The organism is Scandinavium sp. NPDC088450 (genome assembly GCF_044900545.1).
Lineage (GTDB): Bacteria > Pseudomonadota > Gammaproteobacteria > Enterobacterales > Enterobacteriaceae > Scandinavium.
Genome location: NZ_JBJDNI010000001.1, coordinates 293,631 through 320,554, shown reverse-complemented (window position 1 = coordinate 320,554; position 26,924 = coordinate 293,631). Strand labels below are relative to the sequence as shown.

21 protein-coding genes are annotated in these 26,924 nt (G+C 51.7%); 13 read left to right on the top strand and 8 right to left on the bottom strand.

Annotated elements, in window-relative coordinates:
• Window positions 1–21: 21 nt before the first annotated feature.
• Together ACI2I2_RS01455 and ACI2I2_RS01450 are read left to right on the top strand one after the other, a co-directional pair.
• Window positions 22–936 (top strand): bestrophin family protein, encoded by a 915-nt coding sequence (locus ACI2I2_RS01455; protein WP_404656268.1) that lies wholly within the window; start codon window positions 22–24, stop codon window positions 934–936.
• 11 nt (window positions 937–947) lie between these two features.
• Complete coding sequence (locus ACI2I2_RS01450) at window positions 948–1,388, top strand: GNAT family N-acetyltransferase (protein WP_404656267.1); 441 nt, start codon at window positions 948–950, stop codon at window positions 1,386–1,388.
• 153 nt (window positions 1,389–1,541) lie between these two features.
• Here ACI2I2_RS01450 and tam read toward each other — a convergent pair whose 3' ends face one another.
• Window positions 1,542–2,303, bottom strand: a complete 762-nt coding sequence (tam, locus tag ACI2I2_RS01445; RefSeq protein ID WP_404656266.1) for a trans-aconitate 2-methyltransferase — start codon at window positions 2,301–2,303, stop codon at window positions 1,542–1,544.
• A 104-nt stretch (window positions 2,304–2,407) separates the two neighbouring features.
• On the opposite strand from tam, the gene ACI2I2_RS01440 reads away from it, so the two are divergent.
• Together ACI2I2_RS01440 and ACI2I2_RS01435 are read left to right on the top strand one after the other, a co-directional pair.
• Window positions 2,408–2,707, top strand: coding sequence for a hypothetical protein (locus ACI2I2_RS01440; protein ID WP_404656265.1), 300 nt, complete (start codon window positions 2,408–2,410; stop codon window positions 2,705–2,707).
• Between the two features lie 73 nt (window positions 2,708–2,780).
• On the top strand, window positions 2,781–3,395 hold the full coding sequence (locus ACI2I2_RS01435) for a DapH/DapD/GlmU-related protein (RefSeq protein ID WP_404656264.1): 615 nt from the start codon (window positions 2,781–2,783) through the stop codon (window positions 3,393–3,395).
• 46 nt (window positions 3,396–3,441) lie between these two features.
• Here the strand turns inward: ACI2I2_RS01435 and ACI2I2_RS01430 are convergent, their stop codons facing one another.
• The 3 genes from ACI2I2_RS01430 to ACI2I2_RS01420 all read right to left on the bottom strand — a co-directional run bounded on the left by ACI2I2_RS01430 (window position 3,442) and on the right by ACI2I2_RS01420 (window position 7,238).
• Window positions 3,442–4,716 carry a Glu/Leu/Phe/Val dehydrogenase gene (locus ACI2I2_RS01430; RefSeq protein ID WP_404656263.1) on the bottom strand — a complete coding sequence of 425 codons (1,275 nt, stop codon included), beginning with the start codon at window positions 4,714–4,716 and terminating at the stop codon, window positions 3,442–3,444.
• Between the two features lie 671 nt (window positions 4,717–5,387).
• Window positions 5,388–6,026 (bottom strand): TetR/AcrR family transcriptional regulator, encoded by a 639-nt coding sequence (locus tag ACI2I2_RS01425; protein WP_404656262.1) that lies wholly within the window; start codon window positions 6,024–6,026, stop codon window positions 5,388–5,390.
• A gap of 12 nt (window positions 6,027–6,038) precedes the next feature.
• Complete coding sequence (locus tag ACI2I2_RS01420; protein ID WP_404656261.1) at window positions 6,039–7,238, bottom strand: TCR/Tet family MFS transporter; 1,200 nt, start codon at window positions 7,236–7,238, stop codon at window positions 6,039–6,041.
• A gap of 112 nt (window positions 7,239–7,350) precedes the next feature.
• Here ACI2I2_RS01420 and ACI2I2_RS01415 point away from each other — a divergent pair, with 112 nt between their 5' ends.
• Together ACI2I2_RS01415 and ACI2I2_RS01410 are read left to right on the top strand one after the other, a co-directional pair.
• Window positions 7,351–7,971: a class I SAM-dependent DNA methyltransferase gene (locus ACI2I2_RS01415; protein WP_404656260.1), complete on the top strand. Its 621-nt coding sequence runs from the start codon at window positions 7,351–7,353 to the stop codon at window positions 7,969–7,971.
• A gap of 66 nt (window positions 7,972–8,037) precedes the next feature.
• Window positions 8,038–9,222 (top strand): PLP-dependent aminotransferase family protein, encoded by a 1,185-nt coding sequence (locus ACI2I2_RS01410; RefSeq protein ID WP_404656259.1) that lies wholly within the window; start codon window positions 8,038–8,040, stop codon window positions 9,220–9,222.
• A 304-nt stretch (window positions 9,223–9,526) separates the two neighbouring features.
• On the opposite strand, the gene ACI2I2_RS01405 is transcribed toward ACI2I2_RS01410, so the two are convergent.
• Entirely contained in the window at window positions 9,527–9,763 is a 237-nt protein-coding gene (locus ACI2I2_RS01405; RefSeq protein WP_404656258.1) for a hypothetical protein, read from the bottom strand.
• A gap of 56 nt (window positions 9,764–9,819) precedes the next feature.
• Here ACI2I2_RS01405 and ACI2I2_RS01400 point away from each other — a divergent pair, with 56 nt between their 5' ends.
• From ACI2I2_RS01400 to ACI2I2_RS01385, 4 genes are all read left to right on the top strand, one after another.
• A complete protein-coding gene (locus ACI2I2_RS01400) occupies window positions 9,820–12,300 on the top strand; it encodes an autotransporter outer membrane beta-barrel domain-containing protein (protein WP_404656257.1) in 2,481 nt (826 codons plus the stop codon).
• Between the two features lie 182 nt (window positions 12,301–12,482).
• Window positions 12,483–14,237: a cytochrome c biogenesis protein DipZ gene (locus ACI2I2_RS01395; protein WP_404656256.1), complete on the top strand. Its 1,755-nt coding sequence runs from the start codon at window positions 12,483–12,485 to the stop codon at window positions 14,235–14,237.
• Window positions 14,238–14,252: 15 nt separating this feature from the next.
• The gene (gene msrA / locus ACI2I2_RS01390) at window positions 14,253–14,942 is read left to right on the top strand and encodes a peptide-methionine (S)-S-oxide reductase MsrA (RefSeq protein WP_404656255.1); all 690 of its coding nucleotides are present in this window, start codon (window positions 14,253–14,255) and stop codon (window positions 14,940–14,942) included.
• 101 nt (window positions 14,943–15,043) lie between these two features.
• Window positions 15,044–16,189 (top strand): MFS transporter, encoded by a 1,146-nt coding sequence (locus tag ACI2I2_RS01385; protein WP_404656254.1) that lies wholly within the window; start codon window positions 15,044–15,046, stop codon window positions 16,187–16,189.
• Between the two features lie 8 nt (window positions 16,190–16,197).
• Here the strand turns inward: ACI2I2_RS01385 and ACI2I2_RS01380 are convergent, their stop codons facing one another.
• The 3 genes from ACI2I2_RS01380 to ACI2I2_RS01370 all read right to left on the bottom strand — a co-directional run bounded on the left by ACI2I2_RS01380 (window position 16,198) and on the right by ACI2I2_RS01370 (window position 19,960).
• Complete coding sequence (locus ACI2I2_RS01380) at window positions 16,198–17,448, bottom strand: MFS transporter (protein WP_404656253.1); 1,251 nt, start codon at window positions 17,446–17,448, stop codon at window positions 16,198–16,200.
• Window positions 17,449–17,489: 41 nt separating this feature from the next.
• Complete coding sequence (locus ACI2I2_RS01375) at window positions 17,490–18,749, bottom strand: MASE1 domain-containing protein (protein ID WP_404656252.1); 1,260 nt, start codon at window positions 18,747–18,749, stop codon at window positions 17,490–17,492.
• A 116-nt stretch (window positions 18,750–18,865) separates the two neighbouring features.
• Window positions 18,866–19,960 carry an AAA family ATPase gene (locus tag ACI2I2_RS01370; protein WP_404656251.1) on the bottom strand — a complete coding sequence of 365 codons (1,095 nt, stop codon included), beginning with the start codon at window positions 19,958–19,960 and terminating at the stop codon, window positions 18,866–18,868.
• A 208-nt stretch (window positions 19,961–20,168) separates the two neighbouring features.
• Between ACI2I2_RS01370 and ACI2I2_RS01365 the strand changes: the two genes are divergently transcribed.
• The 3 genes from ACI2I2_RS01365 (at window position 20,169) to ACI2I2_RS01355 (ending at window position 26,919) form a co-directional block, all read left to right on the top strand.
• The gene (locus ACI2I2_RS01365) at window positions 20,169–20,513 is read left to right on the top strand and encodes a hypothetical protein (RefSeq protein WP_404656250.1); all 345 of its coding nucleotides are present in this window, start codon (window positions 20,169–20,171) and stop codon (window positions 20,511–20,513) included.
• A gap of 465 nt (window positions 20,514–20,978) precedes the next feature.
• Complete coding sequence (locus tag ACI2I2_RS01360; protein ID WP_404656249.1) at window positions 20,979–21,548, top strand: hypothetical protein; 570 nt, start codon at window positions 20,979–20,981, stop codon at window positions 21,546–21,548.
• A gap of 226 nt (window positions 21,549–21,774) precedes the next feature.
• Window positions 21,775–26,919 (top strand): autotransporter domain-containing protein, encoded by a 5,145-nt coding sequence (locus ACI2I2_RS01355; protein ID WP_404656248.1) that lies wholly within the window; start codon window positions 21,775–21,777, stop codon window positions 26,917–26,919.
• The last annotated feature ends 5 nt before the right edge of the window (window positions 26,920–26,924 follow it).

Below are 26,924 nucleotides of genomic sequence, written 5' to 3'. Positions count from 1 at the left end.
TTTTTTGACAGAACACTACCCATGATTGTTAGACCCCACGAACACTGGCTCACCCGCATTTTTGTCTGGCACGGCTCAGTACTCTCAAAGATTTTTTCCCGCCTGCTGCTGAATTTTCTCCTCTCCATCGCTGTGATTTGCCTTCTGCCCTGGTACAGCTCGTTGGGCATCAAGCTAACAGTGGCCCCCTTCAGCATTCTTGGGGTGGCGATTGCCATCTTCCTGGGTTTTCGCAACAACGCCTGCTATTCCCGTTACGTCGAGGCACGTCTGCTCTGGGGGCAACTGATGATTGCCTCGCGGTCACTGTTGCGGGAAGTCAAAACGACGTTGCCTGCTACAACTGACTTAGCGGGATTCGTCCGCCTGCAAATCGCCTTCGCACACTCGTTGCGCATGCAGCTACGCCGTTTGCCGCAGCAGGAAACGTTGGCTAATTATCTGACGGCGGAACAACTTATTCAGGTCCTCGCCGTACAATCGCCAGCCAACCGAATTTTGCTTCTGATTGGCGAGTGGCTGGCAGAACGTCGCCAGCAGGGGCTGTTGTCGGATATCTTGTTCCACAGCCTGAATAATCGTCTGAATGATATGTCGGGCGTTTTGGCAGGTTGCGAGCGTATCGCCAATACGCCCGTGCCGTTTGCCTATTCGCTGATCCTGCACCGCACGGTTTACCTGTTCTGCATCATGCTGCCGTTTGCCCTGGTCGGGGATTTGCATTACATGACGCCATTTGTATCAGTGCTGATTTCCTACACTTTCATTTCGCTGGATGCGCTTGCGGAAGAACTTGAAGAGCCGTTCGGCATCGAAAATAATGATTTACCGCTCGACGCTATCAGCAACGCCATCGAGATAGATTTGCTACAGATGAACGATGAGGCAGACGTTCCTGCGCGTAGAGTGCCTGATAAATGCTATCAACTAACATAAGGACGCTGGCAATGGATGTAAGCATTCGGGAAGTACAAGTGCAGGACAAAGCCCAGTGGCGTCAGCTTTGGGACGGGTACAACGCGTTTTATCGCTCGGTGGTGACCGAAGAGATAACCGAAAACACATGGCAGCGAATGCTGAGCGATCAGTCTTCCATTTTTGGCCGTGTGGCGGTGGTGGAGGGCGAGGTTGTCGGCTTTGCACTCAGCGTGCTGCACGAAGGTACGTGGGTCACATCACCCATTTGTTATCTCGAAGACTTATTTGTGGCTGAGAACCAGCGTGGCCGGGGCATCGCCGGAAAGCTTATACAGGCGTTGATTGATGAGGGGAAAGCGAAAGGCTGGTCGCGTCTGTACTGGCATACCGCCACCGATAACCCCGCCAGAAAGCTTTACGACCGTTTTACCCCCGTTGAGGATTACGTGCGTTATCGGATGAATCTGTAACCCTGTTGTTAAAAATCCAGGTAAGCTTTTTTCCAGAAATGGCAAAAGCCATCAGGAGAGTCATCATGGAAAAAAAGATTGAGACCGCCGTAAACATCATAATTTTCATTTCCCTGTTCGCGACGGCCTGGGATTTATCGATCGTTCGCGACTTCAGCTTTTAGTGCTTCGAGCCACAATGAACAACCGTGGGAACGCCAGCAGAACTTGCCCGTTTTGCTGGCGTGGATAATGCTCTTCCAGCAGCTGCAAATAGCGGCGTAAAAAAGCCTGTTGGCTGACGCTATCAAGATCTTGCAGATAGGGACGCAAACCCGTCGAACTTAACCACTCAATGATGGCCTGGTGCGATGCCAGCGGGTGGAAATAGGTCGTTCTCCAGATATCCACTTCGCAGCCATGGCTGGTCAGTAAATCATAGTAAGTCTGCACGCTCGGCAGCGGTGTTCTTGCCCGTGGAGGATGGCCCAGTTCACTGGCAACCTGGCGCATTGATGCATGCGAAGGCTCTTCCCAGTTATCCGGCATCTGCACCGCCAGCACGCCGTCTTTCGCCAGCAATGTCACTAAGTGGGGGAACAGCGTTTGATGGTCGGGAACCCATTGCAATGAGGCGTTGGCATACACCACATCCAGCGGCTGTTCCGGCTGCCATTCACTGATATTCGCCATCACAAACTGACAGTCAGGTAAGGCTTGTTGCGCTTTTTCAAGCATCGCTGGCGAGTTATCAACGCCTGTGATTGCTGCCTTAGGCCAGACATCACGCAGCAGCTCGGTACTGTTGCCCGGGCCACAGCCCAGATCGGCGATATAATTTGCAGAAGGTTTGGCGATCCTTGTCAGCAATTCCGCCGCTGGGCGGGTTCGTTCAGACGCAAACTGCAGATACAACGAGGGATTCCAGTCAGCCATACAAACTCCTTAAGCCTTGTTTAGACGAAGTAGAGCTTAGCGCAGTTATGATCTTTGCCAGATTTGATTATGTAAATAAACGCGAAAGAAACAGGAGAAAGTTCATGGAACAACAATTCACTGAAGAGCAAGAGAGCTTTATCGTCAACAAACTCTTTGAAGCTGAGAATCAAATGTTTAAGGAGATCATGGCTGTCATTAAGCAAACCGAAGCGAAGGCGAATGCTGATTTTGACGCTGAAGGAATCACCTTTACGAGCCATTCTCCAGCCAATTCCGACTACTTAACAGTCGCGTCCATTGAGTGGCTGTTTAATAAGTTACATGGTGGCAACAAAGCTCAGGCACAGAGGATACTGACGATGATGGCAAAACAAAACGGGATCTCATTGCACGTCGATTAAGCCTTTCCAGCGTCATGCTCCGTTAACAAAAGCGCCATACAGTAGCGCGATATCTCAACGGAGCGGAAAGCGAATGAAAACCGTAAAACTTGCCGAAACCTTTATCGACAGCAGCGTACGGATGCGGGAGTGCCGGATTGGCCAACAGTGTGAAATCCTTGCTCAGAGCGTGCTCGAATACGCCACGCTGGGCGATTTTTCGTATGTTGGAGAGTATTGCTCGATTGCCGACGCGCAAATTGGCCGCTTCGTGGCTATCGCCAACCAGGTACGGATTGGTGCGCCGAATCACCCCATGGAACGGGCGACGCAACATCGCATTACTTACTGCCCGGAATACTATTCCAGCCGTGCAACTCGCGATCATGACTTTTTCACTCAGCGCCGGGAAGACAGAGTGACTATCGGTCATGATGTCTGGATTGGTCATGGCGTGATTGTTTTGCCGGGCGTTACGGTCGGAAATGGCGCAGTCCTTGCGGCAGGTGCGGTCGTCACCAAAGACGTTGAGCCTTATACGATTGTCGGCGGTGTTCCGGCCAAAAAATTAAAGGCGCGTTTTCCTGAGGCAATTGCTCACGAGCTGCAAAGTATTGCGTGGTGGGACTGGCCTCTGGACACGATAATCGACAGGCTCGGTGATTTTCAGCAGGGCGATATCGCCCAATTTTGCGAGAAGTATCGCTAAGAGGAAGAGACGGTGAGCAGCCAGTGCCGCTCACCGTAGTCAGGCGTTAGCCCGGATAGATACCACGATCTTTACGAGCCAGCAGAATGCGTTCACAAGCCACGATGTAGGCGGCGGTGCGCAGAGAGCAGCTTTTCTCTGCCGCTTTCTCCCAGACATGAACCATCGCATCGGTCATGATCTTGTCCATACGCGCGTTGATTTCTTCTTCGCTCCAGAAGAAGCTCGCCATGTCCTGAACCCACTCGAAGTAGCTGACGGTGACACCACCGGCGTTACATACCACGTCGGGAACCACGATAATGCCGCGGCTGGCTAACATATCGTCAGCATCCGGATAGGTTGGGCCGTTTGCGCCTTCAAGCACCAATTTACATTTCAGCACTTCTGCGCGATGACGGGTAATCTGACCTTCCAGCGCGGCCGGGATCAGAATGTCCATGTCCACTTCCCAGAATGCTTCGCTGGCGATAGTGTCCGCGCCCGGGAAACCGGCGATTTGTTTGTGCTCAATCTGCCAGGTGGTCAGGGCATCCATATCAATGCCGTTGGCGTTGAAGAGGGTGGCGGTGTGATCCTGAATCGCCACCACGCGGGCGCCAGCGCCAGCAAACAGACGAGCCGCTTCGCTACCCACGTTACCAAAACCTTGCACCGCAACTCGTGCGCCTTCAACTTCAATATTTGCACGGCGAGCCACTTCACGACCGCTGATGTACACGCCACGGCCCGTCGCTTTCTCACGGCCTAATGAGCCACCAAGGTGAATTGGTTTGCCCGTGACCACGCCGGTAATGGTGGTGCCATGGTTCATGGAATAGGTGTCCATCATCCACGCCATCACTTTACCGTTGGTGCCCACATCTGGCGCAGGGATGTCTTTCTGCGGCCCGATGATGATACCGATTTCGCTGGTATAGCGACGGGTCAGACGCTCAAGCTCGCCTTCGGACAGCTCAAACGGGTTAACACGAATGCCGCCTTTCGCACCGCCATAAGGCAGGTTCAGGGCCGCACACTTGATGGTCATCCAGGCAGAGAGCGCCATCACTTCGTTCAGGTCCACGTCCGGGTGGTAACGGACACCGCCTTTACCCGGTCCACGGGAAAGGTTGTGCTGCACACGATAGCCTTCGAAATGGCGGATAGTTCCGTCATCCATTTGTACCGGGATATCGACAATCAACGCGCGTTTAGGATGGCGGAGGGTATCGACCCAACGGGACAATTCGCCAAGGTAAGGGGCCACACGCTCGATTTGTTGCAGGTAGGTGTTCCAGGCAGATGTCTTGCTATCTGATGCGTAAGATAACTTATCCATGATGAACCTTAGTCTTGTAAGTAATATGTTCTTAGTTAGCCGTGGTGTGCAGTGTTAGTCACTGCATGGCATAAATTTAACATTTATTTAAAATTTCGCACCAGCGAAGCGTCAGAAAATGGCTGAAATGGACAGAATTTTTAACAGTGAGAATGAATAATTATCCAGCAGATGAAAGGGCTTTGCCACTATGTTCACAGCCTGGGCGTTGATGTCAGCGAAGATGCTGAAAAAGTATTGGGCGGAATACTACTCATTTATGCACAGGAAGCGCATTGTTAACGACTCTAATGATTTTCCGGAATTATGATGCGCCTCAAAAAGTGAACATATTGATAACAGGCTGTGTTGACTTTGTTAGTCCGCGTTCAGCGTCTACGCGATGCTCCTGACGGGCAGGCCAAGGGCTAATGCCTTTCTGAGTGACTGTTCAAAATTTCAGACACCCCTCACGATGGCACTCAAGGAGGTGCTTATGCCGAATACCTTGACCGGCATCACAAAAATCATTTACATAACACATTGATGTTTATCTGTTTTATCCCCCTTAATGGCAAGCTATCGCTCAAACTCTCGCCAGGGCTGTAACGCCATGCTTAAAATGACATTAAATCCTGTAATGGAAATTCATGGCGTTATATCATGCTGATTCAGTGGTGGCTTCGCTAATTTCACGCATACGCTGTGCCCGCCAACGCGGCTTTTTGCCCGGCCGCACCTTTATCAATGACCGCCAGAAAGGCCTGTATGGCTAGTTTTTCATCCACACTGGAACGAAAGACTTCGTGGGCAGTGATTAGCGCCACGCTCCAGCTGGCGAGCAGCAGGGCAGCGGCCAGCTTCGCATCGCCGTCGGGTTCATCTTTCCCGGAAATCATAGCCAGCTCAGCCGCCATGATGTTCGCCACCTCGTCACGAATTTGCCTGGCGCGCGCTTTCAGGGTTTCGCTGGCCTGAATGATGGCTACAAAGCCCTGGCTGTCGGCAGAGAATTGAAGGAAAGGGCGCTTCTCGGCAATTAACCGATGCGCCAGTAACCGCAGGGCCTCGATGGGAGAAAGCTCTGCCGGACGTTCGCGCAAGGCCTGGCAGAGCGTTTCGCGGATCTCTTCATCACGGTCAAAAAACATGTCTTCCTTGCGAGGAAAATGGTTAAACACTGTCATTCTGCCCACATCTGCTGCGGCCGCTATCTCGTCGACAGTCACGTTATCAAAGCCTTTTTCGGCAAACAGTGCTGTCGCGGCATAAGAGATATTACGGCGCGTTTCCAGCCTTTTACGTGAACGGCGATCGGTAGGTTCGGACATGTTTTTACTCCTTTAAGCGATGTTTTCAGATTCGGGTGGCGTGTTTTTACGCGTGCCAAGCACAATCAGCGGCACGGCCAACGCGTAAATCGCAACCACTGAGAGCCAGATTGCCCCCGGCCAGCTCTGCTGTACCAGAAAGTAAATGCCGGAAAAACCAAGTGGGGCAATGATGGAGGCCAGGCTGATGGCGGAACCCAGCACGCCCTGAAATTGTCCCTGCCGATCGGCATCAACCTGACGAGTGGCTAACGCCTGCAGCGCTGGCGTGCCAATGCCGCCAAGTGCAAAGAGCGGCATGATGGCAAACACCATCCAGCTTTCACGGGTAAACGCGAGGATCGTCAGTGCCACACAAGAGCAGGCCACGCCCACCAGCACTGCACCGCGTTCGCCAAAAAGCCGAGCTGCGGGGCCGGGTAGAAATGCCTGTACCAGGGCCTGACAAATCCCAAATGCGCAGAGCGAAAGGCCAATCCAGAAGCCGTTCCAGTGGAAGGTGTCGCTCCCCCACAGCGCCCAGCAGATACCGTAAACCTCACCAATTCCGCTGAGGATAAAAAAGACCAGCACAATCGGGATGAGCTTTTTCATCGACAACGCCCAGCGCAGCGGTTTAAGCGGATTCAGGGCTTTTAAGTGCAAGCGTGTATGAGACGGAACACGAGATTCTGGCAGGACAAATAGCGCCATCAACAAATTTGCGGCGGTCAGGACTGCGGCGGCAAGAAACGGCAAGCGAACCCAAAAATCGCCAAGCAGCCCACCCAACACAGGCCCGATAATGAACCCTACGCCAAACATCGCGTTAAACAGACCAAAGCGACGAGCTCGCTGTTCCGGCGGGGTGATATCAGTGAGATAAGCGGTAGCGACAGACATGTTGGCGCTGGTCAGCCCGGCAATTGCCCGGCCGATAAACAGAATCCAAAGCTGTGGGGCAAAAGCCAGAATCAGGTAGTTGATAGCCGAGCCTGCAAGCGACACGATCAGCACAGGACGTCGGCCATGGGCATCGCTGAGCGCGCCAAGCACCGGCGCGAAGACAAACTGCATCACTGCGTAAAGTGCCGTCATGATCCCCATATACAGCGCAATATTGCTGGTATGCGCCACATCTTCCAGCAAACGGGGAAGAATAGGGATGATGAGGCCAATGCCGATCGCGTCGAGACAGATTGTTGTGAAGATAACAATCAAAGATTTATTCATAATGATTCTCAAAGAGTAATAGAGTGTACTGAGTTTTAAATGGTACTGAGTACACATTTAGTCTGCGCGTGAACCTGAAGATTGTCAACGATCGTGAAAACAGAGGCTGGAAATGGAAAAAGATCACCCCTCAGCAGAGAACATTATGCGTCTGTATCAGGAAGGCGCGGCGCAGTGGGATGCCATACGTAAGGAAAATTTCATCGAGCAAGTCTGGCTGGACCGCTTCCTGGCTTTATTGCCTGAACACGCCAGCATTCTGGATCTCGGTTGTGGCGGAGGCGATCCTATAGCCCGTTATTTCCTGCAAAAGGGCCACCAGATTTGTGGCGTCGATGCTTCAGCACCGTTGCTTGAACGTTGTCAGCAACGTTTTCCTCATGCCGAATGGCATCTTGCGGATATGCGCAGTCTGAAACTTCAACAGACATTCGATGGCATCATCGCCTGGGACAGTTTTTTTCATCTGACTCGCAGCGCACAACGCAAAATGTTCTCTATTTTTCAGCAGCATAGTCATGACGGTACCGCATTGATGTTCACCAGCGGGCCCGATAACGGTGAAGCCATCGGGGAGTTTATCGGCGAGCCGCTGTATCATGCGAGTCTTGCCCCTGATGAGTATCGTCAGCTGCTTGCAACGCACGGTTTTAACGTCAGAAACCAGGTGACGGAAGACCCGACTTGCGGCGGGCGTACGATTTGGCTGGCACAGCTTGAGAAGACTCAGTAGAAAGCCATTGCGTAATCAATTGATCGCCAGATATATTTCAAAGAAATGAAAAACAGAGATAACACCATGAGCAAGAGCAATCACCTCGCACACCGTATCCAGCAGCTTCAGCCTTCCGCCATTCGCGAACTTCTCAAACACAGTAAGATGCCTGGCGTGATTTCCCTCGCCGGCGGCATTCCTTCTGCTGAATTGTTCGATAAAGAAGGGCTGGCGCAAGCCACTCAACAAGTCGTTGAGCAGAATTTTAATGAAGCCTTTCAGTATGGTTTGACGGAAGGGTGCGTCGATCTGCGCCAGCAACTGGTCGGCCTGTGCAAGGCTCGTGGCATCACCACGACGGAAGACCAACTGCTTATTACGTCTGGTTCACAGCAAGCGCTGGATCTGCTGATTCGTGCGCTGGCCAACCCTGGCGATGTGTTCGTCGTTGAACGCCCGACCTATCTCGCAACGTTGCAAATTCTCAGCCTCACCGAAGCGACCGTGCAATCCGTTGGCAGCGATGAGCACGGCATGATTGTGGATGAACTGGAAGCGCTGCTCAGCACGACTCGCATTAAAGCCGTTTACCTGGTACCGACGTTTGGTAACCCGAGCGGAACCACGCTCAGCAAAACCCGTCGCGAGAAGCTGGTTAAACTGGCCGCGCAGCATGACTTTGTGATTATTGAAGATGACCCGTATGGCGCAATCAGCTTCACCGAGGAGCGTGAAAAAACACTGTTCCAGACTGCCGCTGAAATGGGGGATCATGAGAGCGTGGTTTATACCTCAACCTTCTCGAAAATTCTTGCGCCGGGCCTGCGTGTGGGCTGGATTGTGCTGCCGGAATGGATGAAACAAAAAGTCGCGATTGTGAAGCAGGCGACCGATCTTCATGCCAACTCGTTTACGCAGTCGCTTGTGGCGGCCTATCTGACAACAGGGCGTCTGGAGCCGCAAATCGCCCAGATTCGTGCAGCGTATCAGGAAAAATGTCAGGCGCTGTCTCGCTTCCTGAAGGCCGAACTGGATGAGCATATCCGCTTCAACCAACCACAGGGCGGCATGTTCCTGTGGGCGACGTTCCGCTATGACTTCGATACCACCCAGTGGCTGAAGCAAACGCTGGAGAAAGGCGTGGTTTACGTACCGGGTGAGTTCTTCTTTAGCGATCGGGCAGACAAGAAAACCCTGCGTTTCTCTTACGCTACGGCGACGGAAGATCAGCTGTATGAAGCGGTGAAGCGCCTTAAATCGGCATTATGATAGTGTGAAGTGGCCGCTGCGAACTGACGCAGCGGCTTTTTAGTTTGATTCCTTCATCTCCCGTTACACCGACCTTCCTCTTATAAATCCCCTCATTTTGGTTGAGTTCTCGCGCCATAACGTTTTCATATGAAAGTTTTTTATGTTCGAAAGCAATATATCAAGCCATTAATATTTAAAAGGTTTTGCTAAGAATCTTTGTAACTCATTGAATGAGAAGGTTGTGGGTTTGTAGGAAAATTCTTGAACCTGTGTAAAAGATCCATTACATTCACATAACTGATAACTATGGGTGACTATCAATTTAGTGAACTATCCATGTTTTCAGTCTGCGGAGGCGGCTGGTTTCGTTCAATCTTGCTTTCAGAGAGTCATCTTTGAAGAGGCAAGGGGAGCGCTCCGCTGATTTTTTTGTTTGTGAGTTGATTTTACCTGTCATGGAAATAGCTTCATGAGGATTTCTGCTACGCAAAATCCAGAAGGGAAATGGCTTTCTTTTCACGTTTAATAATACTGGCTGGTGATATTTTGCTTTTAACATCTTTACTGCACTGTTCAAGGGCTAATTTTATTTATCCTGCGAGCATGGCGCTGCTAATGACTTCACTGTTACATAAATCTGCCGAAGCATCGACGGAAGTTATTGAATCCGGGAATAACTACTGGTTTCTTGATTATGCGGAAAGCTATCAGGTCAATCAGGGCAGCATTGTTACGTCAGATTCAATCTATGAAACCATCACGCTCAAGCCCTTTATTGGTGCAGGTGGAGGGTCTCCTGCAGTTTCCTTTCTCAATGAAGGGGTTATCTCTCGCTTTAACGATGAAAACAATCCTTACTCCATGGCGGCTTTTAATTTCATCGCACAAGGTGAATTAATTAATAAAGGGCGCATAGAAGGGTGGGATTTAAGCCTTATTCTGACAGATAACGATCACCAGATCGTTAACGATGGGCGCATCACGGCGACGAACGGTACGGCCATTGTTATCCTTGGCGGCGAGGCAGTCATCGACAACCGCGGTGTGATTGAGGGCAAAGACACGGCTATCCATGCGTTAAGAGCAAAGCCCGTCACGGTGGTGAACAGCGGAAGTCTCACTTCTGTCTATGACGAAGCGTTAACGCTGGGTGATAACAGCAAACTTGAAAACTACGGTCTGATCTCAAGCCAACATGCTCCAGCCATTATTGCCAGTGGCAACGATAATATTCTGACATTAGGCAGCGGTTCGATGATGTCTGGCGCTGATAATACGGTATTTTTCAGCAAGGGGAATGGCAACTCACTGGTATTGAAAGGCGAAGGGTCTGAGTCAGGTAATTTTGTCGGCAACACGCCAGAAAACGGCCTTGCGAAAATTACCGTTGTAGAGAATAGCCAGTGGGAATTATCAGGGAATATTTCCGCATGGGGGCCTGCAAGTGATGTCGTGGATATAAATGGCCTGCTACATCTCAGCGGAAATATGACAATTGCAGGTGGAGGCGGCGCGACTGTTAACAAAGACGGCGTGCTGCAATTAAGTCAGAATGGCACGCTAACGGGTCATGTAACCAATTACGGCACCGTGTTAACAGGCAGCCAAAGCCAGGTTCAGACAGGTGTGCCTGATTTTACGATTAACGGTGATGTGGTTAACGCAGGCAAGATTGCCCTGAGTCCTGATGCCAATAGCTATGGGCACAACCTCGTCATCAACGGCAACTACACCGGACAACAAGGCAGCACCTTACGGCTTAATGGCAATCTGGCCGGGGATGACTCGCTGACGGATCGACTGGTGATAAACGGGAATACCAACGGAACAACCGCTGTCGAGGTTAACAATGTCGGCGGTTTGGGCGCAAAGACCCTGGAAGGCATTGAAATTATCAAGATCAGTGGGATAACGGCAGCAGATACCTTCGTACAAAAAGGGCGTATTGTGGCGGGGAGCTACGATTATTTCCTTCAGCAGGCCCCGCAAAGCAGTAACTGGCGATTGAGTTCAGTATTGCAGCCGTCAACACCGGTACCAGAACCAACTCCAGAACCTACGCCCGAGCCAACCCCGGAACCTGCACCCAATCCGCAGCCAGGGTTCGAGCCAGAACATAGCGAATCGCCGCCGGTTGCACAACCACAGCCTTCATCCGTGCCGAAAGCGACTCATGTTCTGCGGCCAGAAGCAGGAGCCTATGCAGTCAATAATGCGGTGGCAAACCAGATGTTTGTTACTCAGTTGCAGGACAGAGTGAATGCCAGTGTACCGGGTTCATCCTTGTGGTTGCGTCAAACGGGCGAGCACCAAAATTCACAAGCAGGCAATCAAGTCGACAACACCGCCAATCAATATGTGGTTCAACTTGGCGGCGATGTGATGAGCGTGCCGGTCAGTGAAAAAGGGGCGCTGCATGTTGGCTTGATGGCGGGATATGGCTATAACCGCGGAGACTCAGTTTCTGCTGTGACAGGTTACAGGGCTAAACGCTCTTCTCAGGGTTACAGCGGCGGGGCGAGCGCCACCTGGTATGCTGATGAGTCACAGCGAACGGGCCTCTATAGCGATAACTGGCTCTTGTATAACCATTTCAGCAACAGCTTGCAAGGCGACTCACTGAACGCAGAAGCCTGGACGGCAAAAGGGATTTCAGCGTCAACGGAGTGGGGCTATCGTGCGCGAGTTGGGCTTAGCGAACAGTCAGCCTTATTCCTCCAGCCGCAAGTGCAGGTGGTTTGGATGAATGTGAAAGCCGATGACCATCAGGAAGCGAATGGCAGCAAAGTGACGTCCTCAGAGGGCAACGTAGCCACGCGTCTGGGACTGCGCACAGCGCTGGAAAGCCAGGCTGGTAACGTACAACTTAAACCCTATGTTGAGTTGAACTGGCTACATAACAGCAGCGCGTTTGGCGCGACTATCAATGAAACCACGACCACACTGGACGGGATGAAAGACGTGGCCGAACTGAAGACGGGCCTGAGCGCAAACGTCACTCAACGCATTGAAGTGGCCGTCGAAGCCAAATGGCAGAAAGGGCATAACCAGTACCAAAATGCAGGTGGGATGCTGAACCTTCGCTACCATTTCTGATGAACTTTGCCTTCCAAAAGGAGCCGAAAGGTTCCTTTTTTTTATCGCCAAAGGATCAGGATTTTCGCGTCGGCACCGCCGACCAACTATCACGAAAAAGTGATACTTCCGTGAGGATCTCGTAAGCAGCTAGCCGCTACAGTCAATGCATCTTCCGTGTTGTCTCTGCTGAGGTCGACATCATGCTGGTTATCATTCTCGCTTATCTTGGTGGTCTGCTCACCATTGCCAGTCCCTGTATTTTACCGGTATTGCCGTTTGTCTTTGCTCGCTCCGATCAGCCGTTTCGCCGCACGGGTTTGCCGCTGCTGCTTGGGATGGCCTTAACCTTCACACTGTTCGCCACATTAGCCGCTGTCGGCGGCGGATGGGTTGTCGCTGCTAATCAATATGGACGCATTGCCGCTTTGGTCTTGATGGCCGTGTTTGGCATCACGCTGCTGTTTCCTCAGTTGGCTGAGAGGCTGATGCACCCACTGGTTTCTGCAGGAAATTCATTGTCGGAAAGAATTGCTTCAGGGCGATCTTCAGGTCCAGGCAGCTCAATGTTACTTGGCGCGGCGACTGGCCTTTTATGGGCACCGTGCGCGGGCCCCATTCTGGGGTTGGTCCTGACGGGAGCTGCACTTCAGGGGGCAAATACAGGTTCCACACTGCTGTTGCTCGCTTATGCCGCAGGGGCGATCACTTCTTTAGCACTGGCTTTGTTGATTGGTGGGAAGGTCTTCAGCGCCATGAAACGTTCACTGGGTATTGGTGAGTGGATCCGTCGTGGACTCGGGGCCGCGATGCTGTTGGGTGTCGCCGCCATTTCTTTAGGTCTGGACACCGGCGTGCTGGCACGTCTGTCGACGGTTTCAACAGGTGGCATAGAACAGGCACTGGTTCAAAAGCTGGGGCCTGTAAACGCAAACCAAAACGTGACACCGTCACCAATATTGGCTGCAGCCACCACAAACGACGTGCCACAACTGATAGACGGCGGGCCAATGCCCTCGTTGAACGGTGCAGTCCAGTGGCTGAATTCGCCCCCACTGACGGCAGAAGCGCTGCGCGGAAAAGTTGTGCTGGTCGATTTCTGGACGTACTCCTGCATCAACTGCTTACGCACGCTGCCTTACGTCAAAGCCTGGGCGGAAAAATATCGTAGTCAGGGTCTGGTGGTGATAGGTGTGCATGCCCCGGAATTTGCCTTTGAACGAGATATCAATAACGTCACCAAAGAAGCGAAAAAACTGGGCGTGACGTATCCGATCGCGATAGATAACAACTTCACGCTGTGGCGGGCGTTCAACAATAACTATTGGCCAGCGCATTACTTTATCGATGCGAACGGGCATATCCGCTACACCCATTTTGGTGAAGGCAACTATGCCGAATCAGAGCGCGTGATACAGGAACTGCTGCGTCAGGCGGGTTCGCAAAACGTCAGCTCCGGCATTGCGCAAGTCAGTGGGCAGGGCGTGGAACAGCAGGCCAGCGGTCAGGATGACATTTCGCCTGAAACGTATCTGGGTTATCAACGGGCTGAGAATTTCGCTTCTGGCGAGATCCAACAGGATCAGGCCAGCGCTTATCAGCAACCCCAAGCGTTACCAGTTAACACGTGGGGGCTTGACGGAAACTGGAATATTGGCGGCGAGCACATCACGCTGGCGGGCGGCAAAGGACGCATTGTCTATCAGTTTCATGCTCGCGATCTGCACCTGGTGCTTGGGCCAGCGGCAAACGGCAACCCGGTGCATTTTACTGTGTCACTGGACGGGCAAAAACCTGGCGCCATGCACGGTAGCGATGTCAATTCAGACGGACGCGGTACGGTTACCGATCAGCGCCTCTATCAACTAATACGTCAGTCTTCTGGTTCCGGTGAACATACTTTCAGTATTGAATTCGACGATCCCGGCGTGACGGCGTATGCCTTCACTTTTGGTTAAAAAGAGAGGAATGCCATGAAACGTTTAGCGACAGGATTTGCCATAGTGGTTGCCGCCAGCGTGCTGTTCCAGCTCCCGGCATGGTCTGCCAGCGATAGCGCGGTAAAGATCCCCGCGCCTGCAATGGATGAACAATCCCATGGCGCTCAGCTTGAAACAGCCATTTTTGCTGGCGGCTGTTTCTGGGGCGTGCAGGGTGTTTTCCAGCATGTGAAGGGCGTCACTAATGCTGTCTCTGGCTACGCCGGAGGGAAAGCCAGAACGGCAAATTATCCTACCGTTAGTATGGGAATGACCGGGCATGCAGAGTCCGTTAGCGTGACCTACGATCCACAAAAGGTAAGTTACGGTCAGTTATTGCAGGTGTTTTTCTCGGTGGCTCATGACCCAACCGAATTGAACAAACAAGGCCCGGATTACGGAACGCAATATCGTTCAGCACTGTTCCCACAAAACCAGGAGCAGGAGAAAATCGCGAAGGCATACATAGCGCAGCTCAATGCCGGGCACTACTTCACCGCGCCGCTAGCGACTAAAATTGAAGACAATGCGCATTTTTACCCGGCTGAAAAGTATCACCAAAACTTCCTCAACGATAACCCGAATTATCCGTACATCGTTATCAACGATATACCCAAAGTGCAGCAACTTAAGAGCTCGTTTCCAGCATTTTGGCGTGCAGATCCTGTGCTGGTAAAAGGGTAGCCTATACTGTGAAGGCAGAATCCCTTCAATCAGGAGCCTTTTGTGGCTGTAAAGATTGATATGAAAGTGCCTTCACATTCTATCCTGCGTGAACCCATAGCGTGGTGAAAACCACTAAGCTAAACACCAAGAGGCTGCTGGCGGTCATTTTTTCAGTGACGATCTTCGGCCTGACCTATGGCCTGAGTTCGCCGCTGATCGCGTTCAGGCTGCTTGACGCAGGCGCCTCTGAAAGCCTGATCGGCCTCAATGCTGCCATGCATGCTGTCGGTGTATTTATCGTTGCGCCGTTTTTGCCTGCACTGTTTAGGCTGTGTCGGCCTGCGGTGTTGATGGTGGTTTCGCTTATCGCGCTGGCGGGCATTTTCACCCTGTTTTCCTTCGTGCCGCTTTCAGGATGGTTACTGCTGCGGTTAGGGCTTGGCCTGTTCAGCGAAATCATCATGGTACAGACGGAGACCTGGCTTAACGGTAGCACGGTGGAACAAGCCCGAGGCAAAGTGCTGGCACTTTACACCGCTGGCATGTCGCTTGGGTTCGCCACCGGCCCGTTAATTTTGCTTGCAACCGGCAGCGCAGGCGGCTTGGCTTTTTATGTTGCCGCGTTCCTGGCTGCAATAGCCGCATTACTGATTATCACCAGCGGAATGCCGAAAGCGCATGAGCATCATGAACCTGCAGACAGCCTGCTCAACAGCCTGAAGCTCGCGGCCTTACCTGTTTCGGCTACGGTGCTTAACGCGGCTGTCGAAGTGCTGGGGATGAACTTTCTCTCGGTGTACGCCATGAAGCTTGGCTGGAGCGAATCGGCCTCTACGTTGCTGATTTCTGTACTGATGTTGGGTGCCATCATCTTGCAACTGCCTGTGGGCTGGCTTGCCGATAAAATAAACCGTCTGATATTCATGCGAACGCTGGCAGGTCTTGCCGCTGTTCTGGCGTTTATCTGGCCGCTGATCCTGACATTTCATCTGTTGGCGTACTGCATGCTGTTTATCTGGGGCGGCATTTTCGTTGGGATTTACACTGTCGCCATCACGTGGGTCGGTGAGCGCTTTCGGGGGGCACAGCTCGCTGGCATCTATGCGGCAATGTCAGTGGCGTGGGGCGCTGGCGCATTGATTGGCCCGTTACTGGGGGGCTTTATTATGACATTTTCACGACACGGGCTGCCCTGGTTCACCGGAACGTTGTGCCTGCTTTTTGCGTTATTGAGCCTCCATAAACGCTTTCGAACGCAGAGTTAGCGACGAAATCATTGCGCAAAGATCTTTCGCTTGATGAACGAGAGCAGTGAAACCCCGCTAGGATGAACGATGGCATGCAACGCCCGGGTGTAATCAAGCACCAAACCCGGCGTCCAGGCCATGGTGGTCGCGCGTTTACGAAGCTGCGCGGCAATCCACAGTTCAGGGATCAGAAACAACTGCAGGAAACCGCGCCAGGTACAACGATCGTGCAAAACACCATCGAGTGCGGCTTCGAGCGCGTAAGCCACGCTGCTGGAGCAATTACGCAAGGTCAAATTATACGTTTCAACCTGTCGATATCGGCTACAGAAGCTCGTCAACGCCGCTGCATTGAAGGTAGTAAAAATAATTTTACGATCGGATTCACACCAGTTGCGGGCTTCCGTTTGGTAGTCAGGTTGAAAAAGCCCGGCGACCGAATTGGCCTCTACGGCTTTGAGCGTATTAAAAAACTCCGACGGTGAACGGTCGATGTCAGCTGCCGGATAGAGACTGATATAGAGTGAGGGCGGCATTTCAAGCGCAGCATGGCCTGTCGAAACCACGCCGTTGGCATCAACCGCCGCGATATAGCGACTGATCACCGGGCGGGACAACGTCTCATTTTCAGAGGAGCCTTCCGGCGTCCAGACATGAACAATCAGCTTTCCCCCAGTGGCAATATCAGTGGTGGAAAGAAGGGCTTTATCATCTGAACGTAAAAGATCCTGCGGAGCGAGGATATCAAACACCGAACGACCTTCATTAATGCGCCGCATGCGCAAAGACAACAGCAGCGACTGAAGTCCACCGGTGATCAGCACCATGCCAATGAACTGTGAGATCGTGCCATCATGCGCGGTTGGAAAGGGCAAAAACAAGAAGATGGCAAAAGCGATTTGCAACACGCCTGAACACAGCGACCGCCGCCACAATGTGAAGCGAACAACGATTGCCGATGCAATGACAAACAGGCCCGTCACAAAATAGGCCATCCCAAACACAATGGCCAAAACCAGATTGCCGCTGTGACGGCCTGATAACACCAACAAGGCCACGAGGAAGAAAACGCCGCCTTTGAAGTAAAACACGCCTCGTTGAGTGCCTTTTGCGGCAGAACCTAACATGAGAGCAACCAGACTATCAGCCAGTAATAACAACCCAAAAATATGCAGAGGGAAGTGTCTTTCCCCTTGCAGACCGTCGATAAAAATGGACAACCCCAGACCACCCCAAATAACACCAGCCAGCATGAGAACCGGTGCGGCTTTTCGCACAAACGCCGCGCCAGCCAGTAATAAAGCGATTTGTAGCATAACTAACGTTCTCCCTCAGGCTGACCGACTCTGGCTTCAGTCCAAAACCCGATAATGGCATCACTCTCACTTCCCGCGATAAGCAGCGTATTGCTTTCATACATCAATATCGGGTTATGGCCATCAAGATGGAGCCTAAAGCGAAACCCATCTTCGACAGCCTGATGTTCAAGCACTGCCTGCCATCTGGACTGCATCTGCACTTTATGGTTTTCGTCCGGAATATGGGCCAGCAACATTTCGCGCGTCGTGATAGGCGAGAGTTCGGCGCGAAGTGGCGAGCTGGCATGGGGATTCCAGCTGAGGCTGCCGGTTAAGGGATCAAGCGAATAGGCGATGTCCTGGATAAGGTACTCCCCAGAGTCTGCACGCCGAAAACGCTTCTGAGCCCGTACAAACACAATCAACAACGCAGAACCTGACAAATAGCACTGAGCCAAAATGATCGACTCATCCAGGGTTAGCTTGCCAGGGTAGAACGGTCCGGTTTCATACCACGAGGCCGCCATCACAACGATGCTGAAAAGGATAAACGCCACTGATGCCAGACGACTGTTGCAAAGTATGGCCACGAGCATAACCAGTACCAACGGGAGACAGGCGACGGAGTAGGTCAGTGCCATGTTTTCGGTGGTGGGTGGCGTTCTGGTAAAGATAAGAAGAGTGATCAGCAGAATGGCGATAATCAGCAGCAGTGATAGTCGCTTAGACACAGACCCTGAGCTAGTGCGAAGCGAGACCAGCCCGACGAGTGCAGGCGTAACAAATAGTGTGCCTGTGACATTCGCGCTCCACCAGATCCAGACTCCTTTGAGAGGCGGCGTTCCCTGAAGGAACGAAAGCCACATCACCCCCAAAAAAGCCGCAATCACACTGATAAACAGCGTTGCCATTATCCAGTTAATCACTTTAAACAGCTCATCGCGGCCGCGAGTGAAGCGGCGCACAAACCACGCAATACTGAAATCATTCATCAGAGAAATCGCTGACAGCCCGAGTGAAACCGACAAGGAATGGCGAAAGGTGACATCAAGAAGCAGGCGGGCAATAAACAAAGACAGAAACAGCAGCGCCCAGTTTCGGCGAGGGAAAAGAAGAAAAGCGCTGACGGCAACACCGGCAGGCAACCAGATAAAAGCAATTCGGCTGCCAGGATCATCAAGAGTCAGGGAAACATAGCCCAGGAAAAAATAGAGAACGCCCCATGAAAGCAGGAGCAGTAAGTTGTATTTGCTGGGATCTTTTAATGCCGTATTTTGCATGCCTCGCTCCTGGCATTCATCACACTTGCCGCGACGATGTCATCACATGGGCTTCATCGTATGAGTATGACAGTTCGCTGAAAAAGCGTGAGCGAGGAGCGGAAATGTTCGCGGGATTATCCCCGGCTTTTTATCACCGTTTCACCTGATTCATTCGCCAGTTCATAAAGCTGGAATGAGGTGTGGTCGGAAATATGCTCGGCAAGATCGGGGGAATGGCTGGTGAGCCAGATTTGTGAGTAGCGTGATGATTCGACGATCAGTTTTGCCAGAGCCGGCAACAGTAAAGGATGAAGGCTGTTTTCGGGTTCATTCAAGGCAAAAAACGAAGGAGGGCGAGGGCTTAGCAGCGCGACCGCCAGGCATAAGAAACGCAGAGTCCCGTCAGACATCTCACTGGCCAGCAAAGGACGATTAACGCCTTTACGCCGCATTTTCATCACAAATAAGGAATGCTCGTTTTCACAATAGAATGAACAATCCGGAAACGCATCAGCCAATATTTCCGTCAGCAGCTCAGCGTCGCCAATTTCAATAATGGTTTGAAATGCTGCAGCCAGATTAGACCCATCGCTGAACAACGCCGGGGAGCGATGGCCTATATTCGCGGTTCTGATCGAGGATTTCCTCGACATATCAAACTCATGATAAAACCGCCACTTGCGCATGGTTTCTCTGACCTGAGAGACTTCAGGATATTTATGCGGCTCGCCCAGATGACCAAAAATAGATTCATTTTCATATACCGCATCAGAATAGGCATTTTTATGGCCATCAACGTCGACTAAAAAAGCTGCGCTGTTTTTTCGACGTAAGACATTAGCACTCGGACGCCGACCAACATTGCCCACCCAAATGTTTTCTTCTTTTAAAACAGGATCTAACGCAAAGTGCGTAGGATAGGGCAGCTTATCCGGAAAGCCAATTTGCATTTCAAAATCGAAATCATCCGTCTGACAAGACAGAACCATGCGCCGTGGCTGCCCGGCAGAAAGAGGGCTGTTGCCGGACCACATCACATTCTCAAGTCCGCCTTCATCACTAAGATGGGTTGAAAACTTGCCGTCTGCGGCCGCAGAAAGTAACTGAATACCTTTATAAACGTTTGATTTCCCGCAGCCGTTGCTGCCAAACACCACATTAAGCTTTCCCAGTTCGAGGTCGATATTTCGCACTGAACGGAAGTTCTGGATCTGGATGCGGTTAATCATTATTCACTTCCCATTTTGTAACATAGCGCTGTTGCTTCAATCAGCCTGTAATTCTACTCAGCAGGCGAGGGTACATGCGAAATATTATCATAATGAGGGTGTTTGCGTGACGTGTAGGTCCAGTCTCAAAAGCCAGCCCAATGATTGAACTGAGGTTGTGTTCCTTGTAATTTCAGCTGTTATTGCCACGAAACCCAAAGGGCCACACATGTTAAACACAAGCCTTAATCCGATGACTATCCGCAAAAAGATGTTGCCGTTTGCTTTCGCCTTGTTGCTGCCATTGGTGATTCAGCCCGCCCAAAGTTCCACGACTGAGGCCTGGAACGCTGGCGACAAAGCGATGGTAGCTGCCTGTAAAAATGCCAGCGGGCTGAAAAACGTCAAGGTGATCCGGGCGATTACGCATTTTGATGATTCAGTCGGGTATTCCGTATTGCTACAGCAGGGTGTTTATCCGCAAAAACATATGAATGGCAAGCAGGGAAAGGAAATGTGCTTGTTCAAACGAGCGACTCAGAAGGCCACAGTCACCGAAACGGAATGGCAGTGAGGGGCGACTAAGAACCAACCAGAATGAGACTGGTGTCATAACTATCATGAATGACACCACTGTTTCCTAATGCAGACATGAAGAGACAACACGTCCTATTTACCCGCCACCTGCGAATGATAACCGCTCATACAACATTTAGTGATAATTAATTAATAAAGCACTGAGAGTGAATTATACCACTATCCTATACAATTCAGCTTGTTAAGCCTTTTCCTCTCCATGATGAATGCAAATATTTATTTTCCCAGCTAATCATTCACTGATGTATACTTTGCTGGCGTTGAATATTCTTACTGCACATTGAGGTGGAGTAAACTCAAAAGAATGAATACAGGCTGAAATCACCTGGAGCAGATGATTTCGTCTCTTCTATTACCGGTATTTTTAACTATATTTGTAAAATGGTGATTTCATAACGCCATTACATAGACATCTCACAGTAATTTTGAAATGGATTTTCTCATGAATGTGATCTGTGTTATCTCGGATAACTCTTTTTTTTCGCTGGGATTTAAATCACTGCAATCGCCCGGTGACACAGTGCTGGTATTGACACCCTTAAAAGCCATTGAGAATAACAAATTGCTCAAAGGTGTTGATTTCTTTTATGTGTTTATCACAAATCGGCAGGCACATTTGCAGCTCTGTAAGCAGTTGCGCCAGGTTTCTGGAGCCATTGTTTTTTTTATTGATTTTGATTTAAGTGACACGACCGTACACTCCTGTTTCTTTCCCTCTCGGTCTTCATTACAGACGTTTAAGCAGATAACGCATACCAGAAGGAAAGGGATGCAGAGGTCTTTTAACGCTCCCTCTGGCCGCAACATGCGGCGCATAGGTCACGCCGCCAGTGGGCTGGCAGATTATTTGGCGTGCGTGAGCGAAAAAGCACAATCAGCGAAAAGTATGCACAACTATAAAAGAGTGCTGCTCCGTGGATTAGGCATAAACACCGTATCTATACACAATTTATTTATGTCGGAATACATAGCGGCGGGAATACAGGTTGCTAGTAAGCGAATTTCATCCTGACAAATTCCCTTGAGTAAAGTATTCCCATTACCAATGAAATGTTAATTCATCGAGTATTAAGTTAATGAATTAACATTTCAGCCAACACTGTTCTTATCTCCCAACCGGAGAGGAAAGCGTATTCAATAATCACAGAAGGGTCTATGCCATGAAACCGGCAACCAGTAAAAAAATGTTAAAAAGGAGCACACTTTCTCTGTGTGTTGCCTTCACTCTGCAAGGAAATATGGCGTGGGCGGATCCAACTGAGCCCGCGGAAGAGAAAACGGAGATTCAGTGTCCGAGTGATCTCAGTAAATTAACGAAAGAGCAAAAAGAGAAGCTCGCTCCGGTGTGCCTGAAGCCAGTGGTTAACGCTGACGAAGAAACGACCTGGGCGTGGGTTGCCGGTGGTGCGACTGCGCTGTTGGCGACGGTCGGCTTAGCGGCCACCAATAGCGACGGTGACAGCCACCACAGCAGCAATGATTCCGGTGGCGATTCTGGCGGCGATTCCGGTGGCGATTCCGGTGGCGATTCTGGCGGTGATTCCGGTGGCGATTCTGGCGGTGATTCTGGCGGTGATTCCGGTGGCGATTCTGGCGGTGACTCCGGCGGTGATTCTGGCGGTGATGATTCTGGTGGCGACGATTCCGGCGGTGGAACTGACACCACGGTCACCACCTATAACAACAACGTCACCATTGATAAAGGGGCGAAAACGCTGGCCGTGGGTGACTCCGTCTGGAACATTTCCACTAATAGCGACGGCACCTGGACGCTGACCAACACAACTGACGGCAGAACTGCGCTGCTGAATCAGTACAAAGTCAATGAGGCCAGCAACACTATTAAGCTGGATATGATCAGCGGCGATGGCACCAAAGCCGCGGTTTACGATTACAAAGGCAACCTGACGCTGACCGATATTGGTGACATGACGCTGACCGACAACAGCTCCGTCACCATCAGCGGCGGCACTGCCTCCGGCAACGGTAATGCGGGCAAGATAGTTGATGGCAGCGACAACACCGTCAGCATCGGAGACTCAACGGCCACAGAAAGCGCTACCGGCAGCTTTATTATCGGCGACGACAACGCCATTACCACCACCGGAGCGACCAGCGCCAACGGCGTAGACTCCATTGGTGTCGAAATCTATGGCGACAATAACGTCATCAGCAATACCGGCGATATCACCGCCACCGAAGGCGCGGAGGGTATTCTGGTCAGCGGCGATGGCAATACCATCACCAATGGCGGTACCACTACTGTGAGCAGTAGCGATGAAAATATCCATTCCACCGGTGTGGCTGTCGATGGCAACGGTAATACCGTCCATCAAACCGGCGATCTGAACGTCGGCGATTTCTCAACAGGGTTAGATGTTTCCGGTAATGGGAACACTGTGAGCCTTGAATCCAACGCCATCAACGTGACCGGGCAAAAAGCCACCGGTGTCAATGTGACCGGTGAAAGTAATACCGTAACGCTAAGCGGCAACATGGTGGTCGATAAAGACCAGACTGCGGATAACGCCGCTGACTATTTCTTGGACCCATCAGTCGGCATTAACGTCGAGGGCAATAATAACAATGTCACCCTCGACGGCAGTTTAACCGTGATCAGTGACGGTGAATATGCAAGTTCGAAGTATGGCAGTGCCAGTGGAACAGAAGAAGAGATTCAGGGGCTAAAAGTGAAGGGCGATGGTAACACCGTCACCCTGAACGAGGGTATTCATCTGGTCGGCGAAACCGATGCGATGACGGATACCGCCGCTGGCGATGAGATTGCCAACGGGCGCTATGGCCTCGCTTATGATTCTCCTGTTTCAGTCGATGGCCAGTCGACGTTGGTCCTGAACGGTGAATCCACCCTGAGCGGCGAATTTAAATCCGGAGTATGGAAGTCCTTCTTCGATCTCACAAATGGTGCCTCTCTGATAATTGAAGACGGGGCAAGCTTTGTCATTGATGCAGACCCAATTGATAAGTCCTGGGAAGAGTCGACATTAATCACTGCCAACGATGGTTCATCCGTTGTTAATAAGGGGGCTATCGAGTCAACCAATATCTCTGTCGTGACGAGTTTTAGTAACGGCACGCTGGTCAGTAACCAGGGTGAAATTACCCTTAACCGCGCAACTTCAACCTCAAAAGATCTATTTGCACTCTCTGGGACACTCACCGAGTTTGGCAGCACGGCCGTCAATGAGAGTGGTGCGGTGATAACTGGAAAAGTGATTAACCAGGACAGCGTGGTGAACACTCCTGATGTCTATGGTGTCTACGCACAAACCACCTTCAATAATAAGGCGACTTCCGTTCAGGGAATGGTTGCTGCGGTTGACGGCAGCACGGTAGTGAATAATGGCACTATCGATATGGCTGGACGTGGCGCTGTCGGCATGGCCGGATTATACGGTGGCGGTTATGCCGTCAATAATGGCACCATCACGACCGATGCGTTATGGGTCGACCCGAATGATACCACCACTCTGGCTTCAAATATTGGTACCCGGGCGATTGATTACTCAGTGGGTATGGGGGCTGGCGGCGACCATGACGCAACTTATGGCAAAACCGGCTCTTCCGCTCTCAATCAGGGTACCATTACCATTAATAATGCCGGTGCGGGCATGGCGGCCTATGGCAATAATACCGTGGTTAACCAGGGCACCATTAACCTCGAGAAGGATGGGAACTACGACCCAACGGCTCCGCTGGTTGGCATGGCGGTCTACGCCGGTGGCACTGCGATTAACGACACCACCGGGGTGATTAATATCAATGCCGATAACGGGGTGGCTTTCTATAACGATGGCTCCGGCAAAATTATCAACTACGGCTTAGTTTGCACCGATGGCAATTGCGAAAATGCTGAGACGTATAACCCGACCGACAGTGCTGTGGCAGTGGTCTGGAATGATGGCGATGTGATTACGGCGCAAGGGGAAACCCTGGCATTATCTAATCAGGCTTTGATTTTGGGTACCTCCAGTGTCGCTGAGGCTTATGTCACCAATGCAGGCACCGTCACCGGAAGTGATATCACCGTAACAGACAGTGGCCATCTGACCAACGAAGCAACAGGTAACATCAGTGGCGTCACCATCAACAAAGGTGGCGAATATACCAACCAGGGAACCACCGGTAAGGTGACCGCCGATGGTAATTTCATTAACGAAGGCACCGTGACGGGTTCAGCCGTCATTGCCTCAAGTTCCGCGGGTAATAATACGGGCACCATGGCCAGCGTTGAGCAGTGGGCCAGCACCTTTAACAACAGTGGAACAGTAAGCGCCTGGAAAGGGTCTTCTGCTAGTGCCGTCATGAACAATGAAGCTGATGGCACGGTTAATAAAGTGACCTTCGCCGCTGCCTCCACCTTCAATAATGCCGGTACGGCCAACCATGTCGGCGTCGATAAAAGTGGGGTGTTCAACAACCTCGAAGGCGGCACTGTGGTGCTTGACGACAAATCATTGTGGTCGGGGCAGTTCAATAACTGGGGTACCGTTAACAGCGATGCGGATATTGCCACTGCGGGTAGCGGCAGCACAGTCTATAACGGCACAACTGGGGTGATTAACGGGCAGGTAACCACTACCAATAACAGTGCTGCCAGCAAAGCCATTAACGACGGCACCATTAATATCGACAAGAACAACAACGTGGCGATGTCCGCACACGGCAGTTCAATGATGGTGAACAACGGCACCATTAACGTGGGTACCGAAGGCACCGCGCAGACAGGCATGGTCGGGATGCAGCTGGAGTCAGACGCCACTGCAAACGGCGTGGTTGAGAACAACGGGGTAATCAATATTTACGCCAGCAATTCCTATGCCTTCAGCAAACTCGGCAGCAACGGACATATCGTCAACAACGGCACGGTGTTTATTGATGACAGCGTGACGGGGTCCGGGCTTATCAAACAGACTGGCACAACGATGGAAGGCAGCGGCGAAGGCGGCGACGGGACTGAAGTTCACTACGTCGATTACACTGCGCCAACTGAACCTACTATCACACCGTATTCTGGTGGTTCATCCACAGTCAGCACAGCAACTACCAACGATCTCAATGGTTACGTGGTGGGCACCAGCGCCGACGGCAGCGCCGGTAAGCTGATGGTCAACAACGCCAGCATGAACGGCGTTGAGGTGAATACCGGTTTTGCCGCTGGCACCGCCGCGACCACCGTGACCTTTGACAACGTGGTTGAGGGCAGCAATCTCACCGACGCAGACGCTATCGCTTCGACAAGCGTGGTATGGAGCGCGCAGGGCACCACCGATACCAGCGGCAACGTTGACGTCACCATGAGCAAAAACGCCTATACCTCGGTGGTGGATGACAGCAGCGTCAACAGCGTTGCAGCGGCACTGGATGAGGGTTACACCAACAACGAACTGTATAGCAGCCTGAATATGGCGACCTCATCAGACGTGACCAAAGCCATGAAGCAGATCAGCGGCAGCCAGGCACTGAATGTTGCCCGTGATGCGCGCGTGCTCAGCAACCGCTTCGATATGCTGGCCGATGCGGCACCGGAAATTAACAACGGTCTGTCATTTAACATAGTGGCGAAGGGCGATCCGCGTGCAGAACTCAGCAATGACACGCAATACGATATGATGGCACTGCGTCAGAAACTGGGCTTCGGTAACAACCAGTCGTTAACCATGGAATACGGTATCGCGCGTCTGGACGGCGACGGCAACGTCAGTGCCGGTCAGGATGGCATTACCGGCGGTTACAGTCAGTTCTTTGGTCTGGATCATGCCATGCCGATTGGTGAAAGTGGCCTGTCGTGGAACAACGGCCTGCGTTATGACGTGCATCAGCTCGACAGCAAGCGCGGTATTAACTACGGCGATGTGAACAAACAGGCCTCGGCTGATACTAAGCAGCAATATCTTGAGTTGCGCTCTGAAGGCCGTAAAACCTTCAACCTCAGCGAAGGGCTGGATATTGCCTCGTATGCCGGCGTTAAACTGCGCCACACGCTGGACGACGGCTACAAAGAAACCGGGGCAGGTGACTTCAACCTCAACATGAACAGCACCACCGAAACCGCCGTGGATTCCGTGGTCGGCATGAAGCTGAGCTACGCCGGTAAAAATGGCTGGGCAGCAACTGCGACCGTTGAGGGTGGCCCGAACCTGAGCTACTCAACCAGCGGTAAAACCGCTTCTTTGCAGGGCGCATCCGGGCAGAACTTCGCCGTGGATGACGGTCAGAAAGGCGGGGGCATCAACAGTATGGCGCAGGTCGGCGTGAAATATCACGCTGGTAACACCGCGGCGTCACTGGAAGCCTTCCACTGGAAAGAGGACGGTATCAGCGATAAAGGTCTGATGGTGAACTACAAGTTCAACTTCTGATAGTA

Excerpts from the sequence above, each read along its gene's own strand:
- ACI2I2_RS01425 (WP_404656262.1), bottom strand. The coding sequence starts at position 6,026 with ATGTCCGAACCTACCGATCGCCGTTCACGTAAAAGGCTGGAAACGCGC.
- ACI2I2_RS01355 (WP_404656248.1), top strand. The coding sequence starts at position 21,775 with ATGGCGTGGGCGGATCCAACTGAGCCCGCGGAAGAGAAAACGGAGATT.
- ACI2I2_RS01375 (WP_404656252.1), bottom strand. The coding sequence starts at position 18,749 with ATGCAAAATACGGCATTAAAAGATCCCAGCAAATACAACTTACTGCTC.
- ACI2I2_RS01400 (WP_404656257.1), top strand. The coding sequence starts at position 9,820 with ATGACTTCACTGTTACATAAATCTGCCGAAGCATCGACGGAAGTTATT.
- ACI2I2_RS01435 (WP_404656264.1), top strand. The coding sequence starts at position 2,781 with ATGAAAACCGTAAAACTTGCCGAAACCTTTATCGACAGCAGCGTACGG.
- ACI2I2_RS01395 (WP_404656256.1), top strand. The coding sequence starts at position 12,483 with ATGCTGGTTATCATTCTCGCTTATCTTGGTGGTCTGCTCACCATTGCC.
- ACI2I2_RS01455 (WP_404656268.1), top strand. The coding sequence starts at position 22 with ATGATTGTTAGACCCCACGAACACTGGCTCACCCGCATTTTTGTCTGG.
- ACI2I2_RS01450 (WP_404656267.1), top strand. The coding sequence starts at position 948 with ATGGATGTAAGCATTCGGGAAGTACAAGTGCAGGACAAAGCCCAGTGG.
- ACI2I2_RS01360 (WP_404656249.1), top strand. The coding sequence starts at position 20,979 with ATGAATGTGATCTGTGTTATCTCGGATAACTCTTTTTTTTCGCTGGGA.
- ACI2I2_RS01430 (WP_404656263.1), bottom strand. The coding sequence starts at position 4,716 with ATGGATAAGTTATCTTACGCATCAGATAGCAAGACATCTGCCTGGAAC.
- ACI2I2_RS01440 (WP_404656265.1), top strand. The coding sequence starts at position 2,408 with ATGGAACAACAATTCACTGAAGAGCAAGAGAGCTTTATCGTCAACAAA.
- ACI2I2_RS01420 (WP_404656261.1), bottom strand. The coding sequence starts at position 7,238 with ATGAATAAATCTTTGATTGTTATCTTCACAACAATCTGTCTCGACGCG.
- ACI2I2_RS01365 (WP_404656250.1), top strand. The coding sequence starts at position 20,169 with ATGTTAAACACAAGCCTTAATCCGATGACTATCCGCAAAAAGATGTTG.
- ACI2I2_RS01410 (WP_404656259.1), top strand. The coding sequence starts at position 8,038 with ATGAGCAAGAGCAATCACCTCGCACACCGTATCCAGCAGCTTCAGCCT.
- tam (WP_404656266.1), bottom strand. The coding sequence starts at position 2,303 with ATGGCTGACTGGAATCCCTCGTTGTATCTGCAGTTTGCGTCTGAACGA.
- ACI2I2_RS01405 (WP_404656258.1), bottom strand. The coding sequence starts at position 9,763 with ATGTTAAAAGCAAAATATCACCAGCCAGTATTATTAAACGTGAAAAGA.
- ACI2I2_RS01370 (WP_404656251.1), bottom strand. The coding sequence starts at position 19,960 with ATGATTAACCGCATCCAGATCCAGAACTTCCGTTCAGTGCGAAATATC.
- msrA (WP_404656255.1), top strand. The coding sequence starts at position 14,253 with ATGAAACGTTTAGCGACAGGATTTGCCATAGTGGTTGCCGCCAGCGTG.
- ACI2I2_RS01415 (WP_404656260.1), top strand. The coding sequence starts at position 7,351 with ATGGAAAAAGATCACCCCTCAGCAGAGAACATTATGCGTCTGTATCAG.